At 64.4% G+C, this 25,871-nt stretch carries 24 protein-coding genes and 1 tRNA gene; 16 read left to right on the forward strand and 9 right to left on the reverse strand.

The window, feature by feature from the left end; genetic code table 11:
• The first annotated feature begins 1 nt into the window (after position 1).
• Both prpF and prpD read left to right on the forward strand, forming a co-directional pair.
• The gene (gene prpF / locus C2H86_RS20810; protein ID WP_159409605.1) at positions 2-1,192 is read left to right on the forward strand and encodes a 2-methylaconitate cis-trans isomerase PrpF; all 1,191 of its coding nucleotides are present in this window, start codon (positions 2-4) and stop codon (positions 1,190-1,192) included.
• A 72-nt stretch (positions 1,193-1,264) separates the two neighbouring features.
• Positions 1,265-2,749, forward strand: a complete 1,485-nt coding sequence (gene prpD / locus C2H86_RS20815) for a 2-methylcitrate dehydratase (RefSeq protein ID WP_159409606.1) — start codon at positions 1,265-1,267, stop codon at positions 2,747-2,749.
• 72 nt (positions 2,750-2,821) lie between these two features.
• On the opposite strand, the gene acnB is transcribed toward prpD, so the two are convergent.
• Positions 2,822-5,431 carry a bifunctional aconitate hydratase 2/2-methylisocitrate dehydratase gene (gene acnB / locus C2H86_RS20820; RefSeq protein WP_159412965.1) on the reverse strand — a complete coding sequence of 870 codons (2,610 nt, stop codon included), beginning with the start codon at positions 5,429-5,431 and terminating at the stop codon, positions 2,822-2,824.
• A 404-nt stretch (positions 5,432-5,835) separates the two neighbouring features.
• Here acnB and C2H86_RS20825 point away from each other — a divergent pair, with 404 nt between their 5' ends.
• Positions 5,836-6,303, forward strand: a complete 468-nt coding sequence (locus C2H86_RS20825) for a DUF1289 domain-containing protein (protein WP_163986041.1) — start codon at positions 5,836-5,838, stop codon at positions 6,301-6,303.
• Between the two features lie 73 nt (positions 6,304-6,376).
• Positions 6,377-7,000 (forward strand): hypothetical protein, encoded by a 624-nt coding sequence (locus C2H86_RS20830; RefSeq protein WP_159409608.1) that lies wholly within the window; start codon positions 6,377-6,379, stop codon positions 6,998-7,000.
• A 3-nt stretch (positions 7,001-7,003) separates the two neighbouring features.
• On the opposite strand, the gene queD is transcribed toward C2H86_RS20830, so the two are convergent.
• Positions 7,004-7,360, reverse strand: a complete 357-nt coding sequence (gene queD, locus C2H86_RS20835) for a 6-carboxytetrahydropterin synthase QueD (protein ID WP_012271598.1) — start codon at positions 7,358-7,360, stop codon at positions 7,004-7,006.
• Between the two features lie 51 nt (positions 7,361-7,411).
• Positions 7,412-8,491 (reverse strand): patatin-like phospholipase family protein, encoded by a 1,080-nt coding sequence (locus C2H86_RS20840; protein ID WP_159409609.1) that lies wholly within the window; start codon positions 8,489-8,491, stop codon positions 7,412-7,414.
• 152 nt (positions 8,492-8,643) lie between these two features.
• On the opposite strand from C2H86_RS20840, the gene C2H86_RS20845 reads away from it, so the two are divergent.
• From C2H86_RS20845 to C2H86_RS20865, 5 genes are all read left to right on the forward strand, one after another.
• A complete protein-coding gene (locus C2H86_RS20845; RefSeq protein WP_159409610.1) occupies positions 8,644-8,952 on the forward strand; it encodes a PepSY domain-containing protein in 309 nt (102 codons plus the stop codon).
• Positions 8,952-9,266, forward strand: a complete 315-nt coding sequence (locus C2H86_RS20850) for a PepSY domain-containing protein (protein WP_159409611.1) — start codon at positions 8,952-8,954, stop codon at positions 9,264-9,266. The genes C2H86_RS20845 and C2H86_RS20850 overlap by 1 nt, the downstream gene beginning before the upstream one ends.
• Before the next feature lies 1 nt (position 9,267).
• Positions 9,268-9,936, forward strand: coding sequence for a response regulator transcription factor (locus C2H86_RS20855; protein ID WP_159409612.1), 669 nt, complete (start codon positions 9,268-9,270; stop codon positions 9,934-9,936).
• On the forward strand, positions 9,933-11,252 hold the full coding sequence (locus tag C2H86_RS20860; protein ID WP_159409613.1) for an ATP-binding protein: 1,320 nt from the start codon (positions 9,933-9,935) through the stop codon (positions 11,250-11,252). Before C2H86_RS20855 ends, C2H86_RS20860 begins: the two co-directional genes overlap by 4 nt.
• A 242-nt stretch (positions 11,253-11,494) precedes the next feature.
• A complete protein-coding gene (locus C2H86_RS20865; RefSeq protein WP_159409614.1) occupies positions 11,495-12,643 on the forward strand; it encodes an HPP family protein in 1,149 nt (382 codons plus the stop codon).
• On the opposite strand, the gene C2H86_RS20870 is transcribed toward C2H86_RS20865, so the two are convergent.
• The gene (locus C2H86_RS20870; protein WP_103448131.1) at positions 12,617-13,483 is read right to left on the reverse strand and encodes a LysR family transcriptional regulator; all 867 of its coding nucleotides are present in this window, start codon (positions 13,481-13,483) and stop codon (positions 12,617-12,619) included. The two genes, C2H86_RS20865 and C2H86_RS20870, sit on opposite strands and share 27 nt — an antisense overlap.
• 180 nt (positions 13,484-13,663) lie before the next feature.
• Between C2H86_RS20870 and C2H86_RS20875 the strand changes: the two genes are divergently transcribed.
• Positions 13,664-15,553, forward strand: coding sequence for a propionyl-CoA synthetase (locus C2H86_RS20875; RefSeq protein ID WP_159409615.1), 1,890 nt, complete (start codon positions 13,664-13,666; stop codon positions 15,551-15,553).
• Positions 15,554-15,648: 95 nt separating this feature from the next.
• On the opposite strand, the gene zapE is transcribed toward C2H86_RS20875, so the two are convergent.
• Together zapE and C2H86_RS20885 are read right to left on the reverse strand one after the other, a co-directional pair.
• Positions 15,649-16,737 carry a cell division protein ZapE gene (zapE, locus tag C2H86_RS20880; RefSeq protein WP_159409616.1) on the reverse strand — a complete coding sequence of 363 codons (1,089 nt, stop codon included), beginning with the start codon at positions 16,735-16,737 and terminating at the stop codon, positions 15,649-15,651.
• A gap of 105 nt (positions 16,738-16,842) precedes the next feature.
• A complete protein-coding gene (locus C2H86_RS20885) occupies positions 16,843-17,085 on the reverse strand; it encodes a hypothetical protein (protein ID WP_159409617.1) in 243 nt (80 codons plus the stop codon).
• Between the two features lie 270 nt (positions 17,086-17,355).
• On the opposite strand from C2H86_RS20885, the gene C2H86_RS20890 reads away from it, so the two are divergent.
• Positions 17,356-17,430: transfer RNA gene (locus C2H86_RS20890), tRNA-Gln, on the forward strand.
• A gap of 111 nt (positions 17,431-17,541) precedes the next feature.
• Here C2H86_RS20890 and C2H86_RS20895 read toward each other — a convergent pair.
• The 3 genes from C2H86_RS20895 to C2H86_RS20905 are packed head-to-tail and all read right to left on the reverse strand — an operon-like array spanning position 17,542 to position 22,669.
• Positions 17,542-19,929 (reverse strand): hybrid sensor histidine kinase/response regulator, encoded by a 2,388-nt coding sequence (locus C2H86_RS20895; RefSeq protein ID WP_159409618.1) that lies wholly within the window; start codon positions 19,927-19,929, stop codon positions 17,542-17,544.
• Positions 19,930-19,942: 13 nt separating this feature from the next.
• Positions 19,943-20,404 (reverse strand): response regulator, encoded by a 462-nt coding sequence (locus C2H86_RS20900; protein ID WP_159409619.1) that lies wholly within the window; start codon positions 20,402-20,404, stop codon positions 19,943-19,945.
• A gap of 15 nt (positions 20,405-20,419) precedes the next feature.
• A complete protein-coding gene (locus C2H86_RS20905; RefSeq protein ID WP_159409620.1) occupies positions 20,420-22,669 on the reverse strand; it encodes an ATP-binding protein in 2,250 nt (749 codons plus the stop codon).
• Between the two features lie 217 nt (positions 22,670-22,886).
• On the opposite strand from C2H86_RS20905, the gene C2H86_RS20910 reads away from it, so the two are divergent.
• The 5 genes from C2H86_RS20910 to C2H86_RS20930 are packed head-to-tail and all read left to right on the forward strand — an operon-like array spanning position 22,887 to position 25,870.
• A complete protein-coding gene (locus C2H86_RS20910) occupies positions 22,887-23,414 on the forward strand; it encodes a Csu type fimbrial protein (protein WP_159409621.1) in 528 nt (175 codons plus the stop codon).
• Between the two features lie 30 nt (positions 23,415-23,444).
• Positions 23,445-23,981 carry a Csu type fimbrial protein gene (locus tag C2H86_RS20915; protein ID WP_159409622.1) on the forward strand — a complete coding sequence of 179 codons (537 nt, stop codon included), beginning with the start codon at positions 23,445-23,447 and terminating at the stop codon, positions 23,979-23,981.
• Positions 23,982-24,000: 19 nt separating this feature from the next.
• Positions 24,001-24,534 carry a Csu type fimbrial protein gene (locus C2H86_RS20920; RefSeq protein WP_159409623.1) on the forward strand — a complete coding sequence of 178 codons (534 nt, stop codon included), beginning with the start codon at positions 24,001-24,003 and terminating at the stop codon, positions 24,532-24,534.
• 15 nt (positions 24,535-24,549) lie between these two features.
• Positions 24,550-25,053: a Csu type fimbrial protein gene (locus C2H86_RS20925; RefSeq protein WP_159409624.1), complete on the forward strand. Its 504-nt coding sequence runs from the start codon at positions 24,550-24,552 to the stop codon at positions 25,051-25,053.
• Between the two features lie 40 nt (positions 25,054-25,093).
• Entirely contained in the window at positions 25,094-25,870 is a 777-nt protein-coding gene (locus C2H86_RS20930) for a fimbrial biogenesis chaperone (RefSeq protein WP_159409625.1), read from the forward strand.
• Position 25,871: the final 1 nt, after the last annotated feature.

Consider the following 25,871-nt stretch of genomic DNA (forward strand, 5'->3'; position numbering starts at 1 on the left):
CATGGCACATGTAGCGCAAGTGAGAATCCCCGCCACGTACATCCGTGGCGGTACCAGCAAGGGCGTGTTCTTCCGCCTGCAAGACCTGCCGGAATCGGCCCAGGTCCCGGGCCCAGCTCGCGATGCCTTGCTGTTGCGGGTGATCGGCAGCCCCGACCCTTATGCCAAGCAGATCGACGGCATGGGCGGCGCTACGTCGAGCACCAGCAAGACGGTCATCCTGTCGAAGAGCATCAAGCCCGGGCACGATGTCGATTACCTGTTCGGCCAGGTCGCCATCGACAAGGCCTTCGTCGACTGGAGCGGCAACTGCGGCAATCTGTCTGCCGCAGTCGGCTCGTTCGCCATCAGCAACGGCCTGGTCGACCCGGCGCGCATTCCGCGCAACGGCATCGCCACCGTGCGCATCTGGCAGGCCAACATCGGCAAGACCATCATCGCCCATGTGCCGATCACCGAAGGTGAAGTGCAGGAAACCGGCGACTTCGAACTGGACGGCGTGACTTTCCCGGCCGCCGAAGTGCAGCTGGAGTTCCTTGATCCGGCCGCCGACGAGGATGGCGATGGTGGGGCGATGTTCCCCACCGGCAACCTGGTGGACGACCTGGAAGTGCCGGGTGTCGGCACCTTCAAGGCGACCTTGATCAACGCTGGCATCCCGACCGTGTTCGTCAATGCCGCCGACATCGGCTACACCGGTACCGAATTGCAGGATGCGATCAACGGCGACCCACAGGCGCTGCTGCGTTTCGAGACCATCCGCGCCTACGGCGCCGTGCGCATGGGCCTGATCGAGCATGTCGATCAGGCTGCCGGGCGTCAGCACACGCCAAAGGTGGCTTTCGTTGCGCCGCCGAGCACCTACACTGCGTCCAGTGGCAAGGTGGTTGCGGCCGGTGACATCGACCTGCTGGTGCGTGCGTTGTCCATGGGCAAGCTGCACCACGCGATGATGGGTACCGCAGCCGTGGCCATCGGCACCGCCGCGGCCATTCCGGGCACGCTGGTCAACCTCGCTGCGGGCGGGGGCGAGCGCAGTGCCGTGCGTTTCGGTCATCCGTCCGGCACTTTGCGGGTCGGGGCCGAGGCGCGCCAGGTGGATGGCCAGTGGACGGTGACCAAGGCAATCATGAGCCGCAGTGCTCGCGTGCTGATGGAGGGCTGGGTTCGCGTGCCTGGCGATAGCTTCTAACGCACCACTGGCGCTCGGCTTTAGTTCGCAGGGGCTGCGTTGCAGCCCCGGCAATTCTGAAGGGAGCTGGCTATGAGCGCCAACGTGGACCTGAACGACCGCCCGGATTACGACCGGGTGCTGCAAACCCTCGCCGACTACGCCCTCACATACCGGGTCGAATCCCCTGAAGCCCTGGACACCGCACGCAACTGCCTGATGGACACCCTCGGCTGCGGCCTGCTGGCCCTGCGCTTCCCTGAATGCACCAAGCTCCTCGGCCCGCTGGTGGAAGGCACCGTGGTGCCCAATGGCGCGCGCGTTCCCGGAACCGCCTATCGCCTCGACCCGGTCAAAGCCGCCTGGGACATCGGCTGCACCGTGCGCTGGCTGGACTACAACGACACCTGGCTGGCCGCAGAATGGGCGCACCCCTCGGACAACCTTGGCGGCATCCTGGCGGTTGCCGATCACCTGTCACAGAAGCGTGTGGCCAGCGGTGAAGCACCGCTGCTGATGCGCGACGTGCTCGAAGCCATGGTCATGGCCCATGAGATCCAGGGCGTGCTGGCGCTGGAGAACTCGTTCAATCGGGTGGGCCTCGATCACGTGATACTGGTCAAGGTGGCCTCGACCGCCGTGTGCGCCAGGCTGATGGGGGCCAACCGCGAGCAGATGCTTTCAGCCTTGTCCCATGCTTTCGTCGATGGCCAGGCGTTGCGCACTTACCGCCATGCGCCCAACGCCGGCTCGCGCAAGTCCTGGGCGGCCGGCGACGCCTCCAGCCGCGGCGTACGCCTGGCCGATATCGCGCTACGTGGCGAAATGGGCGTGCCCGGGGTGCTGACGGCAGCGCAGTGGGGTTTCCATGACGTCTTGTTCAGTCACACCAACAAGGACCTGGCGGTGAAGCCGGCCGGCCAGTACGAGCTGCGCCTGCCGCAAGCCTTGGCCAGTTACGTGATGGAGAATGTGCTGTTCAAGGTCAGCTTCCCGGCCGAGTTCCACGCCCAGACGGCCTGCGAGGCGGCGGTCACCCTGCACCCGCTGGTGCGTAACCGCCTACATGAAATCGACCGCATCGTCATTACCACCCAGGAGTCGGCGATTCGCATCATTTCCAAGAGTGGCCCGTTGGCCAACGCCGCTGACCGTGACCATTGCCTGCAATACATGGTGGCGGTGCCGCTGATCTTCGGTCACCTGGTGGCCGAGTATTATGAAGATGCCTTCCATGCCAACCACCCGAGCATCGATCGCCTGCGCGAGAAGATGGAGGTGGTTGAAGACCCGCGCTTCAGCCGGGAATACCTGGAGGCGGACAAGCGTTCGATTGCCAATGCCGTGCAGGTGTTCTTCAAGGACGGCAGCAGCACCGAGCAGGTGTCGGTGGAGTATCCGATCGGGCATCGGCGGCGGCGGGAGGAGGGGATACCGTTGCTGGAGGCCAAGTTCAGGGAAAACCTGGCGACGCGCTTTGTGCGGCAACGCTGTCAGCAGATTTTCGAACTGTGCAAGGACCAGCAGCAGCTGGAGCAGATGGCGGTGCACCGGTTTGTGGATCTGTTCGCTATCTGAGGCCAGCACAGGATGAATAAAAAAGCCCCGGCATTTCTGCCGGGGCTTTGTCTTACAGCCTACAACCGATGCTTACGCCTGAACCACCGGGATCTTGGCGTTGGCAGCCGCTTCGCGGAACTCGGCGATCTGGTCGAAGCTCAGGTAGCGGTAAACGTCGGCAGCCATGCTGTCGATGTCCTTGGCGTACTGCATGTACTCTTCGACGGTCGGCAGCTTGCCGATGATCGAAGCGACCGCAGCCAGCTCGGCCGAGGCCAGGTACACGTTGGTGGCGTCGCCCAGACGGTTCGGGAAGTTACGGGTCGACGTGGAGACCACGGTCGAACCGGTCTGCACGCGTGCCTGGTTACCCATGCACAGCGAGCAGCCTGGCATTTCCATGCGCGCACCGGCCTTGCCGTAGATGCCGTAGTAGCCTTCTTCGGTCAGCTGGTGGGCGTCCATCTTGGTTGGCGGGGCCAGCCACAGACGGGTCGGGATACCGCCCTTGACCTTGTCCAGCAGCTTGCCGGCAGCGCGGAAGTGACCGATGTTGGTCATGCACGAACCGATGAACACTTCGTCGATCTTCTCGCCCTGTACCGAGGACAGCAGGCGGGCATCGTCCGGGTCGTTCGGCGCGCAGAGCACAGGCTCTTTCACGTCGGCCAGGTCGATCTCGATGATTTCGGCGTATTCGGCATCGGCATCGGCCGACAGCAGCTCAGGCTTGGCCAGCCAGGCTTCCATGGCCTGGGCGCGGCGCTCCAGGGTGCGGGCATCGCCGTAGCCTTCGCCGATCATCCAGCGCAGCAGGGTGATGTTGGACTGCAGGTACTCGGCGATGGCCTTTTCCGGCAGCTTGATGGTGCAGCCCGCAGCGGAACGCTCGGCCGAGGCGTCGGACAGCTCGAAGGCTTGCTCGACGGTCAGCTCGTCCAGGCCTTCGATTTCCAGGATGCGGCCGGAGAAGGCGTTTTTCTTGCCTTTCTTCTCGACGGTCAGCAGGCCCTTCTGGATGGCGTAGTAAGGGATGGCGTGGACCAGGTCACGCAGGGTGATGCCTGGTTGCAGTTTGCCCTTGAAGCGCACCAGGATCGATTCTGGCATGTCCAGCGGCATGACGCCGGTGGCGGCGGCGAAGGCCACCAGGCCGGAGCCGGCCGGGAACGAGATGCCGATCGGGAAGCGGGTGTGCGAGTCGCCACCGGTACCTACGGTGTCAGGCATCAGCATGCGGTTCAGCCAGCTGTGGATGATGCCGTCGCCTGGGCGCAGCGACACGCCGCCACGGGTGCGGATGAAGTCTGGCAGGGTGTGGTGGGTGTTGACGTCGATCGGCTTCGGATAGGCCGCGGTGTGGCAGAAAGACTGCATCACCAGGTCAGCGGAGAAGCCCAGGCACGCCAGGTCTTTCAGCTCGTCGCGGGTCATCGGACCAGTGGTGTCCTGGGAACCGACGGTGGTCATCTTCGGCTCGCAGTACGCACCTGGGCGCACGCCCTGGCCTTCTGCCAGGCCGCAGGCACGGCCGACCATTTTCTGCGCCAGGGTGAAGCCCTTGCCGGTGTCGGCAGGCTGCTCTGGCTTCTTGAACAGGTCGGAAGCACCCAGGCCCAGTTCGGCGCGGGCTTTTTCGGTCAGGCCACGGCCGACGATCAGCGGGATACGGCCGCCAGCGCGGACTTCGTCCAGCAGTACTTCGGTTTTCAGGGCGAACTCGGTGACCAGCTCGTCGCTGCCGTGACGGCGCACTTCACCTTTGAACGGGTAAACGTCGATGACGTCGCCCATGGCCAAGTTGGTGCAGTCGAATTCGATCGGCAGGGCGCCGGCGTCTTCCATGGTGTTGTAGAAGATCGGGGCGATCTTGGTGCCGAAGCAGAAGCCACCAGCGCGCTTGTTCGGCACGTACGGGATGTCGTCGCCGAAGAACCACAGCACCGAGTTGGTGGCGGATTTACGCGAGGAACCGGTACCGACCACGTCACCGACGTAGGCCACCGGGAAGCCCTTGGCCTTGACTGCTTCGATCTGTGCCAGCGGGCCGACCGAACCAGGCTGCGATGGCTCGATGCCGTCACGGGCCATCTTCAGCATGGCCAGGGCGTGCAGCGGGATGTCAGGGCGCGACCAGGCGTCCGGAGCAGGGGACAGGTCGTCGGTGTTGGTTTCGCCAGGCACCTTGAACACGGTCAGGGTGTATTTGTCGGCGATGGCCGGACGCGAGGTGAACCACTCGCCAGCAGCCCAGGAGTCCAGCACGGCCTTGGCGTGAACGTTGCCGGCCTTGGCCTTTTCGGCCACGTCGTGGAAGGCATCGAACATCAGCAGGGTGTGCTTGAGCTGTTCGGCCGCGACGGCGCCCAGTTCGGCGTCGTCCAGCAGCGCAACCAGCGTCTCGATGTTGTAGCCGCCCTGCATGGTGCCCAGCAGTTCAGCAGCGTGCTTGCGGTCGATCAGTGGCGACTTGGCTTCGCCCTTGGCCACGGCGGAGAGGAAAGCGGCCTTGACGTAGGCAGCTTCGTCGACTCCTGGCGGAACGCGGTTGGTGATCAGGTCTACGAGGAAGGCTTCTTCGCCGGCTGGCGGGTTTTTCAGCAGCTCGACCAGGCCTGCAGTTTGTTCGGCGTTCAGCGGCTGGGGCACGATACCCAGGGCGGCACGCTCTTCGATGTGTTTGCGGTAGGCTTCAAGCACAGTTATTACCCTCATCAGTGGTCCCTAAAGGGAGTCCGGGACGCTCATCCAGCATTCAATGCACCCATGCGCTGCCACGGCTTTGTGGGCCGCCCAGCCAGAGTCGCAGAGAATCCTTACAGAAGCTGCTTTCAAAGTTTTACGCCTGCAGAACGGGAGCTGATGAGGGCTGGCGCGGGCATGCGAGGGTTGCATGGCCCGGGCCAACGCCGTTCTACCGGATGAACTGTGCTCGTGACGCTTTGAAAACAGCTTCCAACGGACATTGTTGCCTTGAAAAGGCGGGATGATTCTACGGCAAAAAAAGCCCGAAGGTAAGGCAGCGATCATGACTTTAACGGGTGACCCTGGTTAGACAAAGGGCTAACATGACCCCGTGTTCCACCGCCAAGCCGTTGTTTTCAATGTCCAACCAGTCCATCAAGACCCCTTGTGTCGGCCTCTGTTCCACTGTTTACGGGGACACCGTGTGCCGTGGCTGCAAGCGTTTTCACCACGAAGTGATCAACTGGAACGGTTACGACGACGAACAGAAGCGCGCCGTCTGGCTGCGCCTGGAGCAACTGCTGGTCCAGGTGATGATGGCCAAATTGGAAGTGTTCGACAAAAGCCTGCTGCGCCAGCAGCTGCAGCAGCGCTCGATCCGCTTCGTCGAGCAGCAGTCGGAATACTGCTGGGCCTACCAGCTGATCGCCCGTGGGGCGCGGATGATCCGTGATCTGGAAGCCTACGGCATGGTGCTGCTGCCGGAGTTTCGCGATTGGGAGTTGCCGCAGCTGCGTGACGCCATCGACCGTGAGTTCTTCCTGCTGTCCGAAGCCCATTATCAGCGCTACATCGCACCGGCCTTTCTCAAGGGCGACCTGCTCTAGATTGCTTTCCCTCTGCTTGCAGGTGGCTGCCCTGGCATAGCGTATTCGCTTGATCATTGCCAGGTAGCGAGCCATGAAAAACGTCTATGTCCATGACCCTGACTCTTCCTTCTATGCTGAATGCTGGTGGCAGCTATCGAGCACGCCCCTGAGCCTGGAAAGTTGGGACTTCGCCACGCCGCAGCTGGCGCCGATCTGGGTGCAGTTCTACAGTGGCGATGGTGAGGATGGCTGGGTGCGCACTGAGCCCGAGGGCGCGAAAATTGCCTCGTCCAAGGCTCCGATAAGGAGCCTGGCAACGCACGTCCGTTGCGTGATGCTATGGTTTGGCCTGTACCGCAGAGGGGTCCAGGAATACTACGAAATTCGCCCCGTGGACGATAAGTTCCAGAGACGGCAGTTTCTCATGGAGGATGACAACCTTGCGGGATACGTCGGGATGTATGACTGTGCCCACGATGCCGGGCAGGAACGGGTGATCGAAAACTGGTATCACCGTTCCCGGATGTGGCGCATCGAGGGGTTGTCCTCTTTGGGGCTGGTACAGAATCAACTCGTGTGCAATTTGCGCTTCATTGCACCTAGCGGCTACCCGATGAACCGTTACAAGCAGTTCGGTCGCCCCTACTTGTATACCGGTGGTGGCACACCAGGACGGGTCTCCATGAAAATCATCCACAAAGGCCCACGCCCTTGAGTATCAGTCGCCGGTATATTCGCAACCGCTGGTGCAGGTTTCGTGGATGCGCACTTTCGACAGTTCCGGCATCAGTGGTTTGACCTGATCCCAGATCCACTTGGCGATCACTTCGCTGGTGGGGTTTTCCAGGCCTGGGATGTCGTTCAGGTAGTTATGGTCCAACTGCTCGTAGATCGGCTTGAAGATCGCCTTGACCTCGGCGAAGTCGCGGATCCAGCCAGTGTGCGGGTCAAGCGGGCCGGTAAGGTGCAGGCCGACCTTGAACGAGTGGCCGTGCAGGCGGCCGCACTTGTGCCCTTCAGGGACGTGGGGCAGGCGGTGGGCCGATTCGAATGTAAATTCCTTGAAGATTTCCACTGTCATAACTCTGCGTGAATCAATAATGCGCGCAGTCTACCAGCATGGCCGCTACAAGGCTTGCAGGCGTTCGTGCAACCGCCCGGTGGCGATCAGTTCGAGCAACTCGTCACCCAGCCGCTGGCTTTCGGCAATGGCCTTGTACCAGTAGCGCTTGCGGCTCGGCGCATCGCCCATGAAGCGCTTGAAGTCGTTGCGGTCCGGCAGCTTGCCGAAGGGCAGCGCGGCCAGGTACTGCGGCGAGGGGGTCATCAGCAGCACGTTCTGCAGGCGCGTGGCATCGCCCTTGCGCCAGGGCAGCGCCTTGTCGAACCAGCCGGGCACCACCTTGTCGGTAAAGTGCGGGTACAGCACCAGGTCGTCGCCACGGTAGGGCAGGTCGAGATGGTAGTCGAGCAGGCCGCCGTCGCGATAGGTGCCAGCACCGGCGCCGGGGATGTCACGCACGCCTTCCATCACCATCGGGATCGAGCCCGAGGCGAGCAGGGCCTGGCGCAAGTTGGCCAGGTCCAGTGGCAGGCAGCGTGAAGGGAAATCGGTCAGCGCATCAAGCGGCGGCGCGCTGCGCTCATCATGCAGGATGATCCGTTCAAAATGCCGGGCAAGGCGCGAGCGCCCCAGCAAGTTGCTGGCGATAACCGAGCCCAGGCCCATGCCCAGGCGGCCACGGTGGTCGTGCGCGAGCTGGCCGTGGCTCTTCACCACCAGGATGTTCAGGCGGTAGTGCGGGTTGGCGAGGATCTGCCCGTCGCGGCCCTGCAGCAGGTCGTCAAGCATGCGCTGGCAACTGCGGCTGATCTCGGCGGGAGTGACGCCCTTGGCGAAGTCCTGTTCGGTATACAGTTCGCCCAGGCGGCGGATGCCGGCGACCGGTTCGTCTAGGCAAGCGCTGGCGAAGCGCCAGGAGCCGATCGAGGCGCCGATCAGTGCGCGTTGCCGCGGTGCCGAAGGCAGCCATTCGCCGAACAGTGCCAGGTCCAGGCCCTGGATGCCTAAAGGCTTGGGCCCGCCCGCCGCACCTGGCAGCACGCCCACATCGGCCGCCTGCAGGCCACGCTCGCGAATCCGCTGCAGCGCGCGCTGGCCAGCCTTGAAGGTGAGTGCAGGGAATTTGATGTGAATGGCGCTCATGACGGATCTCGCAAGTAACAAGGCGGTCATTATAGGGGCTTGATAGCGCTGCAGCTGCGCTATCATGGCGCCAGCTGTTTTCAGGTTGAATTAAGGACCGCTGGTTAGTCTTAACCCCGTAGACAACTTGAACCTCGCTCAGGAGAGCCACCATGAAAACCTTGACTGCCCTGTTCACCGCCGCTGCCCTTGCCTTGGGCGCCAATGCCGCTTTCGCCAAGGACGTCCAGCCCGACGAAGTGGTCAAACTGGTCAATGCCAAGACCATCAAGTCGCTGGACGAACTCAAGGCCACCGCCGTGGCCAAGCACCCTGGTGCCACCGTCACCGATTCGGAGCTGGAAGACGAGTACGGCCGCTACATCTACAAGGTCGAACTGCGCGACACGCAGAATGTCGAGTGGGATGTCGACCTGGATGCCAAGACCGGCGAAGTGCTGAAGGACGCGCGGGACAGCTGATGATCCATTTACCCCGGCCGGCACGATACCTGGCGCTGTCGTTGCTGGCCGTGTGTTCCCTGGCCGTTGCCCGCGACCTGGACCAGGACGAAGCCCTGAAACTGCGCCAGAAGGGCGTCATCCTGCCGCTCGAGCAACTGCTGGAAACCGCCCTGGGGCGTTACCCCGGGGCGCGTCTGCTGGAGGCCGAGCTGGAAGAAGACGACGGCCGCTACGAATATGAAGTCGAGCTGCTGACTGACGACGGCGTGGTGCGCGAGATCAAGCTCGATGCCAGCAGCGGTGCCCTGCTCAAAGACGAGGAAGACGACTGACATGCGCCTGCTGCTTGTCGAAGACAACGTGCCCCTGGCCGACGAACTGACCACCAGCCTGCAGCGCCAGGGCTATGCCGTAGACTGGCTGGCCGATGGCCGAGACGCGGTGTATCAGGGCCAGAGCGAACCCTATGACCTGATCATCCTCGACCTCGGCCTGCCGGGCTTGCCGGGCCTGGAAGTGCTGGCGCAGTGGCGTGGGGGCGGCCTGGCCACGCCAGTGCTGATCCTGACGGCGCGCGGGTCGTGGGCAGAACGGATCGAAGGCCTGAAAGCCGGGGCCGACGACTACCTGAGCAAGCCCTTTCACCCCGAGGAATTGCAGCTGCGCATTCAGGCGCTGCTGCGTCGCGCCCGGGGCCTGGCCAATCAACCCACGCTGGAAGCTGCAGGCCTGCACCTGGATGAAAGCCGCCAGTGCGTGAACCGCGATGGTGTCGACGTCCAGCTGACGGCGGCGGAATTTCGCCTGTTGCGCTATTTCATGCTGCACCCGCAGCAGATCCTGTCCAAGAGCCACCTGGCCGAGCACCTGTACGACGGCGAGACCGAACGCGATTCCAATGTGCTGGAGGTGCACGTCAATCACCTGCGGCGCAAGCTGGGCCGCAGCGTCATCGAGACGCGCCGCGGGCAGGGCTACCTCTATGCCGGGAGCGGTGGATGAAGTCCATCCAGGCGCGCCTGAGCCTGGGCCTGGTCGCCGTGCTGGTGGTGGTCGGCGTGGTGCTTGCGCAGCTCACGTTGTGGCTGTTCGAAGCGGGTTTGCAACGTTACCTGGAAAACGGCCTGCGCAAGGAGAGCGAGAACCTGCTGGTGGCCTTGGTGCGCGGGCCTAACGGCCTGCAACTGGATGAGCGGCGCATCTCCGCTGCTTACCAGCGGCCTTTCTCGGGTTACTACTTCCGTATCGATTTCGAGCAGGGCACCTGGCGCTCGCGCTCGCTGTGGGATCTGGACATGCCCAGGCCGGCTGCGCCTGGCTTGTCAGATAGCCACGAGCTGGGCCCGGAAGGGCAGCAACTGCTGGCCCTGCGCGCCGATTACCGGCGTTTGGGCCAGGACATCTCGATCAGCGTGGCGCAAGACTACTCGCCAGTGCGTGAGGGCTTTCGTCGTCTGCAGCAGATCGGCCTGGGCATGGGCCTGGTGGCGTTGCTGATCGTGCTGGTGCTGCAGCGCTTCACCGTGACCCGTTCGCTGCGCCCGCTGGAGCGCGCGCGCCAGCAGATCGCCCAGTTGCAACAAGGCCAGCGCTCTCAGCTCGATGCCGAGGTGCCCAGCGAGCTGGCACCGCTGGTGGACCAGATCAACCACTTGCTCAGCCACACCGAAGACAGCCTGCGCCGCTCGCGCAATGCCCTGGGCAACCTCGGCCATGCACTGAAGACACCGCTGGCGGTGCTGCTCAGCCTGGCATCCAGCGAACGCTTGCAAGACCTTCCAGAGGTGCAGGCGCAGCTGCGTGAGCAGCTGGAGCAGATCCAGCAGCGCCTGGCCCGTGAGCTGAACCGGGCGCGCCTGGCGGGCGATGCCTTGCCGGGGGCACAGTTCGATTGTGATGCCGAGCTGCCGGGCTTGCTGGCGACCTTGGGCATGATCCATGGCGAAGGCTTGCTGCTCGCGCGCGATATGCCGCCGGGGCTGCTGCTGCCGTGGGATCGCGAAGACGTGCTGGAGCTGCTCGGCAACCTGCTGGACAACGCCTGCAAATGGGCCGACAGCGAAGTGCGGCTGGGGATTGCGCCGACGGCCGAGGGGTATCGGTTGTGGGTCGATGATGATGGTCCTGGCATTCCCGAAAACCGGCGCCTGCAGGTGCTGGAGCGTGGCTCGCGGCTGGATGAGCAGGTCGATGGGCATGGGCTGGGGCTGGGGATCGTGCGCGACATCGTCGAGGCCTGGGGCGGGCAGCTGACATTGTTGGAAAGTGCCTTGGGCGGGTTGCGGGTAAGCATCGAGCTACCGCGCAAGGCTCGCTAGCGCCGGGGCCGCTTCGCGCCCCTCATGGCCAGATCAGCACTGCAAAAAAATTGCAGTACAGCCGCATTTTTTTGAATTAGCCCTATCTTCCCCCGCCCGGCACAATCCCCGCACGAAACCCTGCGGTTTCCATCTCTCCACGGACGGAGCCCCTTGAGCTATTGCATCCGCAATGCGAGGCCCAGGCCACTTCGGCTGGGCTTTCTTTTTAATCAAAAAAACTACAGATCCCGATTACCTAAATGTCTGCCATGCGTTCCGAAAGTCGTCTGCAGCGGCTGTTGCCAGCGCCCCTGAATATCCCCCCCAAACAATGGTTGCGTGCCGGTATCGGCGCGTTGCTTGGCCTTTTCCTCGCCGGCTGGCTGACCAGCCTGGCCTATGGCCCGGGCATTGCCCTGCACTTGCTCGGCCCGTTGGCTGCCTCGGCGGTGCTGGTGTTCGCCGTGCATTCCGGGCCCTTGGCGCAGCCGTGGCCCGTGCTCGGCAGTTATGCCCTGGCAACTGCGGTCGGCCTGGCCATGCGCCAGGGCTTCGGCCCTGAACTGTGGGTGGCGGCCGCTGCCCTAGGGGTTTCGATCCTGGTGATGTGCCTGCTGCGTTGCCTGCACCCACCCGGAGGTGGTGTGGCGGTGAGCGCGGTACTGGCAGACCCGGGGCTGACGGCCATGGGTGATCATCTGCTTGAACCGGTGCTGCTCAACGCACTGATCCTGGTGGCCGTGGCCGTGATCTACAACCGCCTCACCGGCGTGCACTATCCGAAAGGCGTGGCACCGCGCAAAGACTTGCACCACACCCACGACCCGCTGCCCAGCGAGCGCGTGGGCGTCAGTGGCGCCGACCTGGATCAGGCTCTGGAAGAGCTGGGTGAATTTGTCGACGTCACCCGCGACGAGTTGGAGCGCATCATCCTAGCCACCGAGCAGCACGCGCTGCAGCGCAGCCTCGGCGGCATCACTGCCGGGGCGGTGATGTCCCGCGACGTACAGTTCGCTTCGCCGCAGACCACCCTGGAGCAGGCCTGGAAAATGCTCGCCGACCACCACCTGAAAACCTTGCCGGTGCTGCAGCAGGGCAGGCTGGTAGGCATTGTCAGCCTCAGTGACCTGGTCGGCCCGGCGATGCAGCGCGGCCAGTTCAGCTGGCGTGGCCTGTTCGGCCGCAAGGCGGTGCGCATGGAACAGGTGATGAGCCGGCGGGTGGTCAGCGTCAGCAGCCAGCATCCGCTCGAGCGCCTGCTGCCGCTGCTGTGCGAGCAGGGACTGCACTGCCTGCCGGTGCTCGATGGCGAGCAATTGGTAGGCGTGGTCACCCAGACCGACCTGATTGCCGGCCTCAAGCGCCAGTTGCTCAGTGCTGCCTCAGATAACCGGGTCCCAGCGTTGTGACCAATCGCTGGCGCCAGCTGCTACCAGTTGGCGCAACACCGCGAAGGCCTGCTGCAGGGCTTCGCTGTCGCGCTTGCGCGGGTAGACCAGGTAGGTCGGGTAGGTGAATTCCGGCGCCTGTGGCACGCGCTCGAACACGCCGGTCTCCAGGTAGGCCTGCACCACGCGGGTACGAAAATAGCCGCTGCCACCCTGGTCGAGGATGAACTGCAGGGCCAACGGCCCGAGGTTGAAGCTGAGCGCCGGGCGTGCGCAGTCGGGCAGGGCGGCGTCATGCTGGCGGCGGAAGGCTTCGCCCCAGTCGATGTAGATGTACGGCTCGGGTTGATCGACCCGGCGCACGCGGATCAGCTTCTCTTCCATCAACTGCTCCACCTGCAGCCCTGGGCCGTAGGTGGGCTGGTACACCAGTGCGGCGTCGAGCAGGCCCATCTCCACCTTGCGCAGCAACGACTCGCCATCGCTCACCTCGCTGCGGATGGCATGGCTGGGCAGCTCGCGGTGCAGGGCACCGACCCAGTCGAGCAACATCGGGTTGCCCAGGCTCACCTCCGCGCCCACATGCAACACCTGCTGGCAGCCTTCGGGCAGTGGCAGGTCGCGACGTGCCGCTTCCCAGGTCTGCACCAGCTGGTTGGCGTAGCTGACGAAGGCCTCACCGTCACTGGTCAGGCTGGCCCCGTTGCGGCTGCGCACGAACAGTTGGCAGCCCAGTTGCTGCTCCAGGCGTTGCACGCGGGCGGTGATGGCGGTCTGCGACACGAACAGGCGTTCGGCGGCGGCGACCAGGCTGCCGCAACGCACGATTTCCAGGAAGGTTCGGGCCTGATCGATGTCCATGAGCTGCTCTGTGGCGGGAAGGGCGGCCTATTCTAGAGGCTTTGCACTGTTGTGGGGCATTTTTGCCTTGTCTGCAAATTTGCAGGTCCGTTGTGACTTTAGTCCCATGGCGGCCCCGGTGTGGCGGGCCATACTCACTATTCGCCCTTCAATAACAACAAGTACCGGGTTTTCATCGACATGACCTATCAGCACAGCTACGCCCAATCCATTGCCGACCCTGCTGCCTTCTGGGCCGAACAGGCCGAATCCCTGGCCTGGTACCGCAAGCCCTCGCTGACCCTGCAGGACAACCCCGACGGCACCCACCGCTGGTTTGCCGACGGCCGCCTGAACAGCTGTTACCTGGCCCTCGATCGGCAGATCGAACTGGGCCGCGGCGAGCAGCTGGCGCTGATCTACGACTCCCCCGTGACCGGTGTGCAGCAGGCCTTCACCTACCATCAGCTGCGCGACGAAGTGGCACGCCTGGCCGGCCTGCTGCGGCAGCTGGGCGTGGGCAAGGGCGACGGGGTGATCATCTACATGCCGATGGTGCCCCAGGCGGCCATGGCCATGCTCGCCTGCGCGCGGATCGGCGCGGTGCACTCAGTGGTGTTCGGTGGCTTTGCCGCCAACGAGCTGGCACTGCGCATCGATGATGCCCGGCCGGCGTTGTTGCTCACCGCGTCCTGTGGCCTGGAGTTCGACCGGGTGATCGAGTACAAGCCGCTGGTTGACCGCGCCCTGCAGGTGGCCCGCCATCAGCCCCGCAACGTGCTGGTGCTGCAACGGCCCCAGGCCCGTGCGCAGCTGCAGGCAGGCCGTGACCTGGACTGGCAGCAGGCGCTGGCCAGTGCCGAGCCGGTGGCACCCGTCGAGCTGGATGCCGGCGACCCGCTGTACATCATGTATACCTCCGGAACCACCGGCAAACCCAAGGGCATCGTCCGCGAAAATGGTGGCAACGCGGTCGCGCTGTGCTACGCGATGCGTCATATCTACGGCATGCAGGCTGGGGATGTGTGGTGGGGCATTTCCGATGTCGGCTGGGTGGTCGGCCATTCGCTGATCGTCTACGGGCCGCTGATGAGCGGCTGCACCACGGTGTTCTATGAAGGCAAGCCGATCCGCACGCCGGACGCTTCGGCGTACTGGCGGGTAGTCGAGCAGTATCAGGTCAATGCCTTGTTCTGCGCGCCGACCGCCATGCGAGCGATCCGCAAGGAAGACCCGGATGGCGAGCTGATCCGCAAGCATGACCTGAGCTCGTTGCGCCAGTTGTTCCTGGCTGGGGAAAAGCTCGATTCCAGCACCCATGAATGGCTGGAACGGGTCACCGGCAAACCGGTGCACGACCACTGGTGGCAGACCGAAACCGGCTGGCCGGTCACCGCGCCTTGCGTGGGGCTGGAGGGCAGTGCTGCGCGGCCGGGATCGAGCAACCGCGCGGTGCCGGGTTATCACGTGCGCGTGCTGGATGATGACGGGCATCTGCTGGGCCCTGATCAGCAAGGCTCCATCGTCATCGCCCTGCCGCTGCCGCCCGGGTGCAGCCAGACCCTGTGGGGCGATCATGATCGCTACCTGCAGGCGTACTTGCAGACCTACCCGGGTTACTACCACACCGGTGACGGCGGCTACCTGGATGAAGAGGGCTTCGTCTATATCATGGGCCGCACCGACGACGTGATAAACGTCTCAGGGCATCGGCTGTCCACGGGTGAAATGGAAGACCTGGTCGCCCGCCATCCGGCAGTGGCCGAATGCGCGGTGATCGGCGTGCATGACGAGATCAAGGGCCAGGTGCCGCTGGCGCTGGTGGTGCTCAAGGATGGCGAGGGCATTGCCGAGGCACAGTTGCTGGTGGAATTGGTGGGCAGCGTGCGTGAGGAAATCGGCGCGCTGGCGTGCTTCAACCGGGTGCGGCTGGTGAAGCGCTTGCCCAAGACGCGCTCGGGGAAAATCCTGCGGGCGGTGCTGCGCAAGATTGCCGATGGGCAGGCGTATGTGCCGCCTTCGACCCTGGATGACCCGGCTGTGCTGGGGGAGATCGAGGTGGTGCTGGCGGATCTGCCCAGGGCTGGCTGATGGGTTGACCTGTTCCGGCCTCTTCGCGGCTAAAGCCGCTCCCACAGGTACGGCGCTATTCCTGTAGGAGCGGCTTTAGCCGCGAAGAGGCCCGATCAGGCAATAGAACTATCGGGCCCGATCTGGTGCAACTGCCCCAGGCGGCTGCGGGTCCGCATCAGGTCGGCCAACGGCCCGCCGAGGCTTTCTTCCAGTGGCCTGCGCCCGATCACGGTCACCTGCCGATCCTGGTCATACAGCACATCCACCAGGTTGACGAAGCGCTGCTGCGCCGCCAGCGAACACTCCGCCAGATCATCCAGCCCGTCGATGATCCACTCGTCGTACTGCCCGGCCAGCACCAGGTAGTCGATCACCGCCGTGGCCTTCTCGCACAAGTCGTCAAAGGCCAGCACCACCCGCCGGCCATCGATGGCCAGGGCGCGCAACGGCCGCTTGTTCACCTCCAGCATCACCGGTTGCTCCTCCGGCACCTTCAGCGCCTTGCGCTGCGCCGCATCCCCCGGCCACACATAGTGCCCCTGGGTGAAGCGCTGGTGCTCGCGGTTGGCCGGCAGGCTGCGAAAGTCCGTGTCGCCGCCCACTTCAAGCACTTCCATCGAGCTGTTGATCAGGCGGATCACCGGCAGGAAGCGTTCGTGGTACAGCGGGTTGGGCAGCAGACCCTCAGGTGCGTAGTTGGAGGTCACCAACAGGAAGATGCCGCGGGCGAACAGGGCGTTGAACAGCCGGGTCAGCAGCATGGCATCGCCGATGTCATGCACGTGGAATTCATCGAAGCACAGTACCTGGCAGTCACCCAGCAGCTCGTCCAGGGTGGCGCCCAATGCATCGTCCAGCAGGCGGTGCAGGTGCATGCCCTGGTGCAGGCGGGCGAAAAAATCGTGGAAGTGCAGGCGCCTTTTGGCCTCGACCGGCACGGCCTGGAAGAAGCCATCGAGCAGCCAGCTCTTGCCACGGCCGACCGAGCCATGCAGATAGAGGCTGTGAGGTTGGCCCCCCTCTAGCACTTGCGCAAGTTGCCCGGCCATGCTGGCGATGACCCGGCGCTGGCCATCGCTGAGCTGGTAGCCGCGGCTGGCGGCCTTGTCTTCGAACCAGCTGAGCAGCTCGCTCTGTTGAGGCGCGACAGTGCGCAGGCGCTGGCTGAGTTGGCGCAGCGGGGCAGGGATCCAGGCGGACAAGGCGAAGCCTCCTTGGGCAAATGTGGGGCTGCGCGCAGCTTGCCCGAGGCGAGCGGTTTTGACCAATGCAAAAAGTGCCAGGCATCTATCGCCTGGCACGATCTTTCAGGCCTTGCGCTCCAGCTGGCGCTCGATCATGTACTTCACGGTCAACCGACGTTCTTTCAGGTGGCGAAGGTCTTCGTCGACGAAATTGCCGGCCGAGATCGCTTCGGCGGCCAGCACCTGGTTGTCGATGTCCATGTACTCGTCGAGCAGGCGGTCCAGGGCTTTGTCCTGCTGGCGCCGCTGCTGAACGATTTCGCGCGGGTAGTGCAGGTCCTGGTAGAGGTCGTGGGATACGGGCATGGGGTCCTCCTTGGTCAATGCAGTTCGCTTATCTGATTGGAAGGGAGGAATGCGATTGTGTTGAAGCGAGGCGGTGGAAAAACGACGGGTGGTTGCCCTGGCAGGTCATGAAAACGGCTCGGAAGCACTAACTTGCTGTTTTAAGGCATTTTTTTCACGTTGGGGGGTTTACAAGGCGAATCTATGTGTTAAAGTGCCGCGCATTCCAAGACAACAACCCAGTTGTCACTCAGTTGGAATTGTCAGAGCAGCATCAGCTGCATCCGATACAGGGGCGTCGCCAAGCGGTAAGGCAGCAGGTTTTGATCCTGCCATGCGTTGGTTCGAATCCAGCCGCCCCTGCCATTTTCTCTCTTCAAAAACAAAATTTCTCAGTCAGTGCAGGCGAACGTCGGCGCTGGATTTTGCCGTTTCTGTTTCCTGCGCCGGCCCTTTCGCGGGGCTGTAAAAGCAGGTCTAGCCGGCCACCCGCAGCAGTTCATTCAGCACCCTGGCCAGCTCATCCGCCTGCACGGGCTTCTGCATCACCAGGCTCCCTGGCACCTCCAGCCCTTCCAGCTCCGCATACCCGGTCAGGAACACCACCGGCAGCCGTGGGTAGCGGTCGCGCGCCGCCAGGGCCAGCTGCCCACCGTTGAATTCGGGCATGGCAAAGTCAGTCAGCAGCAGGTCGACATCGTCGTCCAGCAGGGCCAGCGCCTGCTCCCCGCTGTGCGCCTGGCGCACCTGGTAGCCATACTGGCGCAGCACGTCACCGAGCATGTCGCGTACCAGGTGATCGTCATCCACCAGCAGCACCGTGCGGTCCCGGCCACTGTCATCGCTCGGCAGGGTGGCTGTCGGTGCTACAGGATCGATGGCCATCATCTGCTTCACCGCCGGCAGGTACACCGCCACCTGGGTGCCATGCCCAGGCTCGGTATCGATGCGCACACCACCGCCGGACTGCTTGGCGAAACCGAACACCTGGGCCAAGCCCAGGCCGGAGCCTTTGCCGATGTCCTTGGTGGTGAAGAACGGCTCGAACACCTTGGCCAGCACCTCTTCGCTCATGCCGCAGCCGGTGTCACGAATGCTCAGCATCACGTACTCGCCGGGCTCGGGATCTTCCGGGCGCTGCGGGCGGGCCTTGATGCGGGTGTTGCGGGTCGACAGGGTCAGCTGGCCGCCTTCGGCCATGGCGTCGCGAGCGTTGATGGCCAGGTTGAGAATGATCATCTCGGTCTGGGTCGGATCGGTCAGTGCCTGCCACAGGCCATGGTCCAGATCCAGGCGCACCAGGATGTTGCCGCCAAGGGTGCGGCGCAACAATTCCTCCAGGCCAGTGAGGGTGCGGTTCAGGTTCAGCGGCACCGGCTCCAGGCGCTGGCGGCGGGAGAAGGCGAGCAATTGCGAGGTCAGCTTGGCCCCGCGCTCACCGGCTTCGCGGATATGCGTCAGGCGGCTGCGGGCCTTGTCCAGGTTACCCTTGTCCAGGTCGCGTTCAAGGAAGCTGGCGCCGGTGAGGATGACCGTGAGCAGGTTGTTGAAGTCGTGGGCGACGCCGGCAGTGAGCTGGCCGACGGCCTCCAGCCGCTGCATCTGCTGCAGCGCCGCCTCGATGCGTTCGCGTTCGGTGATCTGTTCGCGCAGGCGGGTGTTGGCTTCGGCCAGGCCCAGGGCAGTTTCGCGCTCGCTGGTGATGTCCCGCGCCACCACGTAGAGCAAGGTGTCTTCCGGCACCACCACCCAGGACAACCAGCGCAACTGACCACCGGCATGCTGGATGCGGCCGACGAAGCGGGCGCTGGTGCGGCCATGGGCGAGGGCCGCCAGCTCGGTGAGCAACGCCTCCTGATCCACCTCGGGCAGCAGGTGCAGCAGCGAGGTCTGGCTCAGGCGCTCGCGGGAGAAGCCCAGGCTGGCCTCCCAGGCCGGGTTGAGGGCCACCGGGGTCAGGTCCTTGTTGAGCACCGCGAGCAAGTCCTGGGACAGCTCCCAGGCACGGTCCCGCTCACGGGTGCGGCGCTCGACCCGTTCACCGAGCATTTCGTTGAGCTGCCTTAGCGCCTGGGTCGCCTGGCGCTGGGTATGGATGTCCTGCAATACCCCGGAAAACCGCGTGCACTGGCCGTCGACGAACTGGCACTGGCCGCTGCTGAGCAGCCAGCGCGGCTCCAGGCCATTGGGCTGGGCAATGCGAAACTCGACCCGGTACAGCCCATCGCTGTCCGGGCGCATGGCCTGCTCGACGGCTTCGCGCACCTTGGCCTGGTCGTCGGGGTAGATGCCGGCATAGAACACCTGCAGGCTCATCTCGGTCTCGACCGGCAGGCCGAACAGGGTCTTGCAACGGTCGTCCCAGAGCAGCTGGCCCTGTTGTGGCCGGAAGTCCCAGGTGCCCATGCCGGCGGCATCGATGGCAATGCGCGCGCGGGCCTCGACATCGGCCAGGGCTTCTTCCGCGCGGCGCCGGCGCTGACGCTCCTGCACTTCGGTGAGGGCCCGGCGCACGGCCTTGGGCAGCAGCGGCAGGTTCTTCTTCAACACATAATCGGTGGCGCCCAGGCGGACCATTTCCACCGCATGTTCTTCACCGTAGATGCCCGAAAGAAAGATGAACGGCGTGTCGGGTGCCAGGCGCTGGGCAATGGCCAGCACATCGGTGCCGGAAGAACCCGGCAGCACGCAGTCGCAAAGGATCAGGTCGAAGCTGGCCTGGTGCAGCGCGTGCTCGACGCCGATATGGTCGAACACCAGTCGTGATTGCACCTGCAACCCGCTGCGCTCCAGGCGCATCAGGGTCAGCTCGGCATCCATCGAGCTGTCTTCGACCATCAACAATTTGAGCGGTGTCGGCAACATCTTTGCGGGGGCCTCAGTTGCTGGCGCGACGGTTCAGGCGCAGCGAGCCGGGTGGCGGCTCGTTGAGTACCGCCCAGAATACCCCCAGGTCGGAGATCGCCGCGACGAACTCCTTGAACTCCACGGGCTTGACCACGTAGGCATTGACCCCCAACTCATAGGCGCGCAGCAGGTCGGGCTCTTCACGGGAAGAGGTCAGCATCACCGTCGGGATGCTGCGCAGCTCTGCGGTGGCGCGGACTTCCTTGAGCACTTCCAGGCCATCGACCTTGGGCAGCTTCAGGTCCAGCAACAGCACGGCCGGGTTGCCATCGTCGCGATTGGCATAAGCGTTGCGCCGCAGCAGGTAGTCGAGGGCTTCGGCGCCGTCGCGCAGGACGATGACCTCATTGGCCAGCTGGCTGCGCTCCAGCGCCAGCAGCGTCAGCTCCAGGTCCCGGGGGTTGTCTTCGACCAGCAGGATGGGCTTGAGCATGGTGATACGGGTACCTCAGTTGGTTGCTGGTTGACGGGGCAGGGTGAAGTGGAAGCTGGCGCCTTGGTCGACCTGGCCTTCGGCCCAGACTCGTCCATCATGGCGCTCGATGATCCGCCGCACGCTGGCCAGGCCGATGCCGGTGCCTTCGAAGTCTTCCATGCGGTGCAGGCGCTGGAACACCCCGAACAGTTTATTGGCGTAGGCCATGTCGAAGCCTACACCATTGTCACGGATGTACACTTCGGTCTCGTCCCGGTGCTGGCGGGCGTGGATCGCGATGTGGGCGGGTTCACGGCCACGGGTGTATTTGATGGCATTGGCGATCAGGTTGTGCAAGGCCATGTTGATGAACGCCGGGTCGGCAATCACCTTGGGCAGTGGCGCAATGTCCCAGACGATGTCGCGGCCTTCATAATCGGGGGCCAGCTCCTGGCGGATGCTGTCGACCAGCGTGTTGAGGTCGACATCCGACAGGCGCAAGGCCGAGCGGCCCATCTGCGAGAAATTGAGCAGGTTGTCGACCAGGCTGCCGGCGAAGTGCGCGGCTTCATCGATGTGCTGCAGGAAGCGCTTGCCGCGTTCGCTCAGGCCCTGGCCCTCGATTTCGCCGAGCAGCTCGGTGTAGCCGGCGATATGGCGCAACGGGGCGCGCAGGTCGTGGGACACGCTATAGGAAAAGGCTTCGAGTTCCTTGTTCGAGCGGCGCAGCTCGTTGGCCAACTGCGCCAGCTCCTCGGCCTTGCGCAGCACGATCCCCAGCACTGCCGTGCGCAGCTCGAGTACGCCTTCGATGACCAGCGAGTCCCAGGGTTGGCAGTAGCCGCTGATCTGTTCCTGCCAGCGATCAAAGCTGTGTCGCGGGTTGAGCGCACCCTGGGCGCCGATCTGCTTGTCGGGGCGCCCGGCCCAGTCGACCGTGCGCACCTGCTCGGGGCGGAACCACAGCAGGTAATGCGAGTGGATCTGCGAGATGGCCACTGCCAGCACGCCGCCGGCATGGGCAGCCAGCTCTGGCAGCTCATCGATGTCATGGCGCAGGTTGTCGCTGTGGAACACCGCCTCGTCACCGCGTTGCTCCAGCCAGTGCACCAGGGCCGTGACTTGCGCCGCAGGCGGGGTCAGGCCGATCAGGTCGCAGCGCTCGGCGGAGATGACCGCCGCGCCACTGGCCCCGGCGAATGCCAGCAGCACCTCGGGCAAGTCGCGCAGGCCCTCGCTGACGCTGTCGTGGTCGGCCATCGACGAGATCATGCGCACGATGTGCTGGCGCAGGTCAAGCAACTGGCGGGTCCTGGCGTGCGACTCGCGGGTCTCGATCTGCAGCGACAGCACGCTGGCCAGCAGTTCGCAGGCGGTGCGGGTACGGAACTCGACCACGCGCGGCTGGGCGTGGTGGCAGGAGATCAGGCCCCAGAGCTGGCCATCGACCATGATCGACAGCGACATCGAGGCCAAGGTGCCCATGTTGCGCATGTACTGCAGGTGCACAGGTGACACGCTGCGCAGGGCGGCGAAACTCATGTCCAGGGGCTTGCCGGTGCGCGGGTTGATGGCGGGCAGCAGGGGTGAGGCCTGATAGTTGGCATCTTCGATCACGCGGATGCGGTTGACGCGGTACAGGTCGCGGGCCTGGCGCGGGATGTCCGCAGCGGGGAAGCGCAGGCCGAGGTAGCGCGGGTAACCGGCGTCGGCCTGCTCGGCGAGCACCTCGCCATTGCCCTCGGCGTCGAAGCGGTAGGCCTTGACCCGGCCGAAGCCGGTGATGCGCTTGACCTGCACCACGCACTGCTGAAGTAACTCTTCGAGGCTGTCGGCATTGTGCAGGCTGCTGACGAATCCCCGCACCAGCGGGTAATAGTCGCCCTGGTCGGCCAGGTCTGCAGGCTGGCGGAAGGGCTCGAACTCGGCGATCAGCACTTCGTCGTGGCGGTGCGTCAGCAGGCGCAGCATGTCTGTGCAGGGTGCACCCTGACGCAAGCGTACATCACCGATGTGGAACGGGAAGGCCTCGTCGTTGGGCAGGCGTTCGAGCCTGGCGCGCAGGTCGAAGATTTCGCTGACCACGTCGGCGAAGGTGCAGCCAATCAACTCACGTGCTGGCAGGCCCAGCCACTGTTCGACATTCTCGCTGGCCTGGAGGATGCGCAGGTCGTGCTCATCCAGCACCAGCAGGAAGCCGTGCGGCCGGATGCTGCCGGGGACCTGGATCGGCTCCTCGGCGCAGCGCTCCACGGCGGCGGCGAGCGCGTTGTCTGCAGTCATCAATGGCAAGGCTCCTGTGATGTTCGTCCATGCGTGCCGCGTTACCGGCCCTTGGCCATTTGAGGCATAGGATGCCCAAGGGTTCGCTTTGGCGGGGAAATTTCTGCCCGCTTCCCTAGGGCTTTGTCGTTAACACAAAAGAATGGCACCCCGCCATCACGATTCGTCCACCTGCTGCTACGCTCAAAATGTACGGTAGAACAACAAGGATAACCCAGTGACGGAACGCTTTCTGGCCGTGCTGTTGGGCCTGTTTTTGAGCGGTATGGCCGGGGCGGCGGATTTCCTCGTGGAAGTGCGGGTCCTGGTAGAGCGTGGCTGCATGCTGACCCACCAACAGCGTGATGCGGGTGCACAGGCCCTGGGCGTGATCGACCTGGGCACTGCCGCACGCCTGGATGGGCCCGGCGCGCCATTGAGTGGCGTGCTGATCAACCAGCGCCCACCGCGCCTCGAGTGCAACCCCGACACGCCTTACCAGGTGCGGGTCGACGGCGGCCAGCACGGCGGCGTCGGCGAACTGCGGTTTCTTGGCAGCGACGATGGCAAGGCCAGGCCGATCCCGTACCGGCTGTACCGCGATGCTGCCTGGCGTGAGCCGGTTGTCGTCGGTGAGGCCCATGCCGCTCGCGTACCGGACAGCGGTTCGGTTGTGCTGCCGCTTTATGCCCGCATCGACAAACTGGCCTGGGTGCCGCGCGCAGGGCAGTACGCCGACCTGCTCAAAATCACCGTCACCTGGTAGCGAGGCCGCCATGCACAAGGACGTCACGCCATGAACCGCACATCGATCCTGCTGCTCAGCCTCGGCCCGCTGCTGCTGCCCAGTGGCGCGGCACATGGTACCACCACCGGTTTCATCCAGGCGCGCCTGGTGATCAGCGCCGCCTGCCAGATCAACAGCGGCGACCAGCCGCCTGCCACCCTGGGCAACCCTGGCCTGATGGACTTCGGCCAGCGCGGCCCGAACTGGGATACACCGCTGCGCAGCCGGGTCGACGAGGCGGGCGGCGAAGGCAGCCTGCAGATCAGTTGCACGCCCGAAGTGCGGGCTTTCAACGTGCGCATCAATGCTGGCCAGAATGGCGACGATGGCGTGCGCCGGCTCAGCAATGGCCGCGTAATGATCCCTTATCAACTGGCGGTCGACCCTGGTGGCAACAGCCGCTACGGCATCGGCCAGGCCCGTGCGTTCACCGTCAGCAGCACCGAGCAGATTCCGATTCCCATCTACGGCGTAGTGGTGGCGCAACCGCGCGCGCTGCCGGCCGGGCTGTATCGCGACACCCTGAGAGTGACCCTGGACTGGTAAACGACGCAAGGAGACTCCGATGCGAACGACTTTCACCCATTGCATGCTCGCCGGCCTCGGCCTGGCCATGGCCGCTCACGCCCAGGCCGCCACGGTGACCGGGACCATCACCTCGACCTTGACCCTGACCTCGGCATGCCAGGTCAATGGCGCTGGCGGCACCTCAGGGTTGAACTTCGGTGCCCTGAACTTCGGCACCCAGGAAGCCCTGTTCACCACGGCCAACGCCCAGGTGCTGGGTGGCGGCGGTGGCGCCATGAGCATCCTCTGCTCGGCCGGCACGGTACCGGCGATCCGCGTGCGTGCTGGGTCCCACGATGGCCAGTCGACTGGCGGTACGCGTGCGCTGGCCGACGGCGCCGGCAATTTCGTGCCCTACGACTTCTACACCGATTCCGGGCGCACCACGTTGCTGGCCATCGACGGCACCATCACCTTGCCGACCAGCACCGGCGTGGCGCAGACCGTCAACCTGTATGGCCAGGCGCGTGGCAAGGCCGGCCTGCCGGCTGGGACGTATACCGACACGGTGGCGGTCGAGCTGTCGTTCTGAGCCCGGTTCGCCGCCATGCGCGCCTGGTTCGGTGGTTGCCTGACGGGGTTCGGCCTGTTGCTGGCCACGCCCCTGGATGCGGCGACCTCCAGCACCTTCCAGGTGAGTGCGCAGATCGTTGCCGGTTGCCTGGTGGTGGGCGGGGTGACCAGCTATGGCGCGCTCGACTTCGGCACCCAGTCGGCGCTGTCCACCGGCATTCTCAGTACCTCGTTGGGCGGAACCACGGTGACCTTCCAGTGCACCCCCGGCGTGACCCTGAGCATGAGCCTGGACGGTGGCCAGAACAGCGCCAGTGGTACACGTAACCTCAAGCGCACGGGCGGCACGCAGGTGCTGGCCTACCAGTTGTACCGGGACGCGGCCTACAGCCAGGTCCTGGGTATTGGCCAGAGCGTGGCGGTGAGCTACACCGACGCCACGGCCATCAAGTTGCCGGTGTATGGCCGTACCCAGTTGCCCGGCACCTTGCCGGCCGGGACCTACACCGATGTGGTGCAAGTATCGGTGACCTGGTGAACACACCAGCACCCAAGAAAAAGAGACCAAGGAGAGCGGCATGTGGGTAGGCGCGAAGTGGGCGCAAGGTGTGATCGGTATGTTGTTGTTGGCGAGCCTGCCGGCGGGGGCGGCCACCTCGGTGCTGATCTGGCCGATCGACCCGGTGCTGGAGGCTGATCAGAAAGCCGGTGCACTGTGGCTGGAGAATCGTGGCACGGCTCCGGCCAGCTTGCAGGTACGGGTGTTCGCCTGGCGCCAGGGCGACTACCAGGAGCAGTTCCAGGCCCAACGCGAAATCATCGGCAGCCCGCCGGTGGCCAACATTCCCCCTGGGCAGAAGCAACTGATCCGCCTGACCCGCACTGGCAGCTCGCCGGTCGGCCAGGAGCAGGCCTACCGCATCATCATCGATGAAATCCCTTCGCCGTTGCCGACCGATGCCGCCAGCCAGGGCACCACGGCGGCGATCCGCCTGCAGATGCGCTATTCGGTGCCGTTGTTCGTCTATGGCGAAGGGCTGTGGGGCAAGGCCGACCCGCAAGGCAAGCGCAATGCCGACGGCGTCGGCAAGCCGCAACTCAGCTGGCGCCCGGTGACGGTGCAGGGCAAGCCCTATGTGGAAATGCGCAATACCGGCCCTGTGCATGCGCGCCTGACCGATGTGGTGGTGCAGCACGGTGGCCAGGCCAAGCCGTTGGCCGAAGGCCTGCTTGGCTATGTGTTGCCCGGTGCCAGCATGCGCTGGCCGGCACCGGCTACGCCCAACGCTGGCAGCGTGATCAAGGGGAGGGTGAACGGTCAGGAAACGGCCGAAGTGATCCGGCAAGGGCAATGAG

Source organism: Pseudomonas putida, assembly GCF_009883635.2.
Taxonomy (GTDB): Bacteria; Pseudomonadota; Gammaproteobacteria; order Pseudomonadales; family Pseudomonadaceae; genus Aquipseudomonas; species Aquipseudomonas putida_W.

Coding starts and splice junctions, on each gene's coding strand:
- prpF (WP_159409605.1), top strand. CDS start 2: ATGGCACATGTAGCGCAAGTGAGAATCCCCGCCACGTACATCCGTGGC.
- prpD (WP_159409606.1), top strand. CDS start 1,265: ATGAGCGCCAACGTGGACCTGAACGACCGCCCGGATTACGACCGGGTG.
- C2H86_RS20825 (WP_163986041.1), top strand. CDS start 5,836: ATGTCCAACCAGTCCATCAAGACCCCTTGTGTCGGCCTCTGTTCCACT.
- C2H86_RS20830 (WP_159409608.1), top strand. CDS start 6,377: ATGAAAAACGTCTATGTCCATGACCCTGACTCTTCCTTCTATGCTGAA.
- C2H86_RS20840 (WP_159409609.1), bottom strand. CDS start 8,491: ATGAGCGCCATTCACATCAAATTCCCTGCACTCACCTTCAAGGCTGGC.
- C2H86_RS20845 (WP_159409610.1), top strand. CDS start 8,644: ATGAAAACCTTGACTGCCCTGTTCACCGCCGCTGCCCTTGCCTTGGGC.
- C2H86_RS20850 (WP_159409611.1), top strand. CDS start 8,952: ATGATCCATTTACCCCGGCCGGCACGATACCTGGCGCTGTCGTTGCTG.
- C2H86_RS20855 (WP_159409612.1), top strand. CDS start 9,268: ATGCGCCTGCTGCTTGTCGAAGACAACGTGCCCCTGGCCGACGAACTG.
- C2H86_RS20860 (WP_159409613.1), top strand. CDS start 9,933: ATGAAGTCCATCCAGGCGCGCCTGAGCCTGGGCCTGGTCGCCGTGCTG.
- C2H86_RS20865 (WP_159409614.1), top strand. CDS start 11,495: ATGTCTGCCATGCGTTCCGAAAGTCGTCTGCAGCGGCTGTTGCCAGCG.
- C2H86_RS20870 (WP_103448131.1), bottom strand. CDS start 13,483: ATGGACATCGATCAGGCCCGAACCTTCCTGGAAATCGTGCGTTGCGGC.
- C2H86_RS20875 (WP_159409615.1), top strand. CDS start 13,664: ATGACCTATCAGCACAGCTACGCCCAATCCATTGCCGACCCTGCTGCC.
- C2H86_RS20885 (WP_159409617.1), bottom strand. CDS start 17,085: ATGCCCGTATCCCACGACCTCTACCAGGACCTGCACTACCCGCGCGAA.
- C2H86_RS20895 (WP_159409618.1), bottom strand. CDS start 19,929: ATGTTGCCGACACCGCTCAAATTGTTGATGGTCGAAGACAGCTCGATG.
- C2H86_RS20900 (WP_159409619.1), bottom strand. CDS start 20,404: ATGCTCAAGCCCATCCTGCTGGTCGAAGACAACCCCCGGGACCTGGAG.
- C2H86_RS20905 (WP_159409620.1), bottom strand. CDS start 22,669: ATGACTGCAGACAACGCGCTCGCCGCCGCCGTGGAGCGCTGCGCCGAG.
- C2H86_RS20915 (WP_159409622.1), top strand. CDS start 23,445: ATGAACCGCACATCGATCCTGCTGCTCAGCCTCGGCCCGCTGCTGCTG.
- C2H86_RS20920 (WP_159409623.1), top strand. CDS start 24,001: ATGCGAACGACTTTCACCCATTGCATGCTCGCCGGCCTCGGCCTGGCC.
- C2H86_RS20925 (WP_159409624.1), top strand. CDS start 24,550: ATGCGCGCCTGGTTCGGTGGTTGCCTGACGGGGTTCGGCCTGTTGCTG.
- C2H86_RS20930 (WP_159409625.1), top strand. CDS start 25,094: ATGTGGGTAGGCGCGAAGTGGGCGCAAGGTGTGATCGGTATGTTGTTG.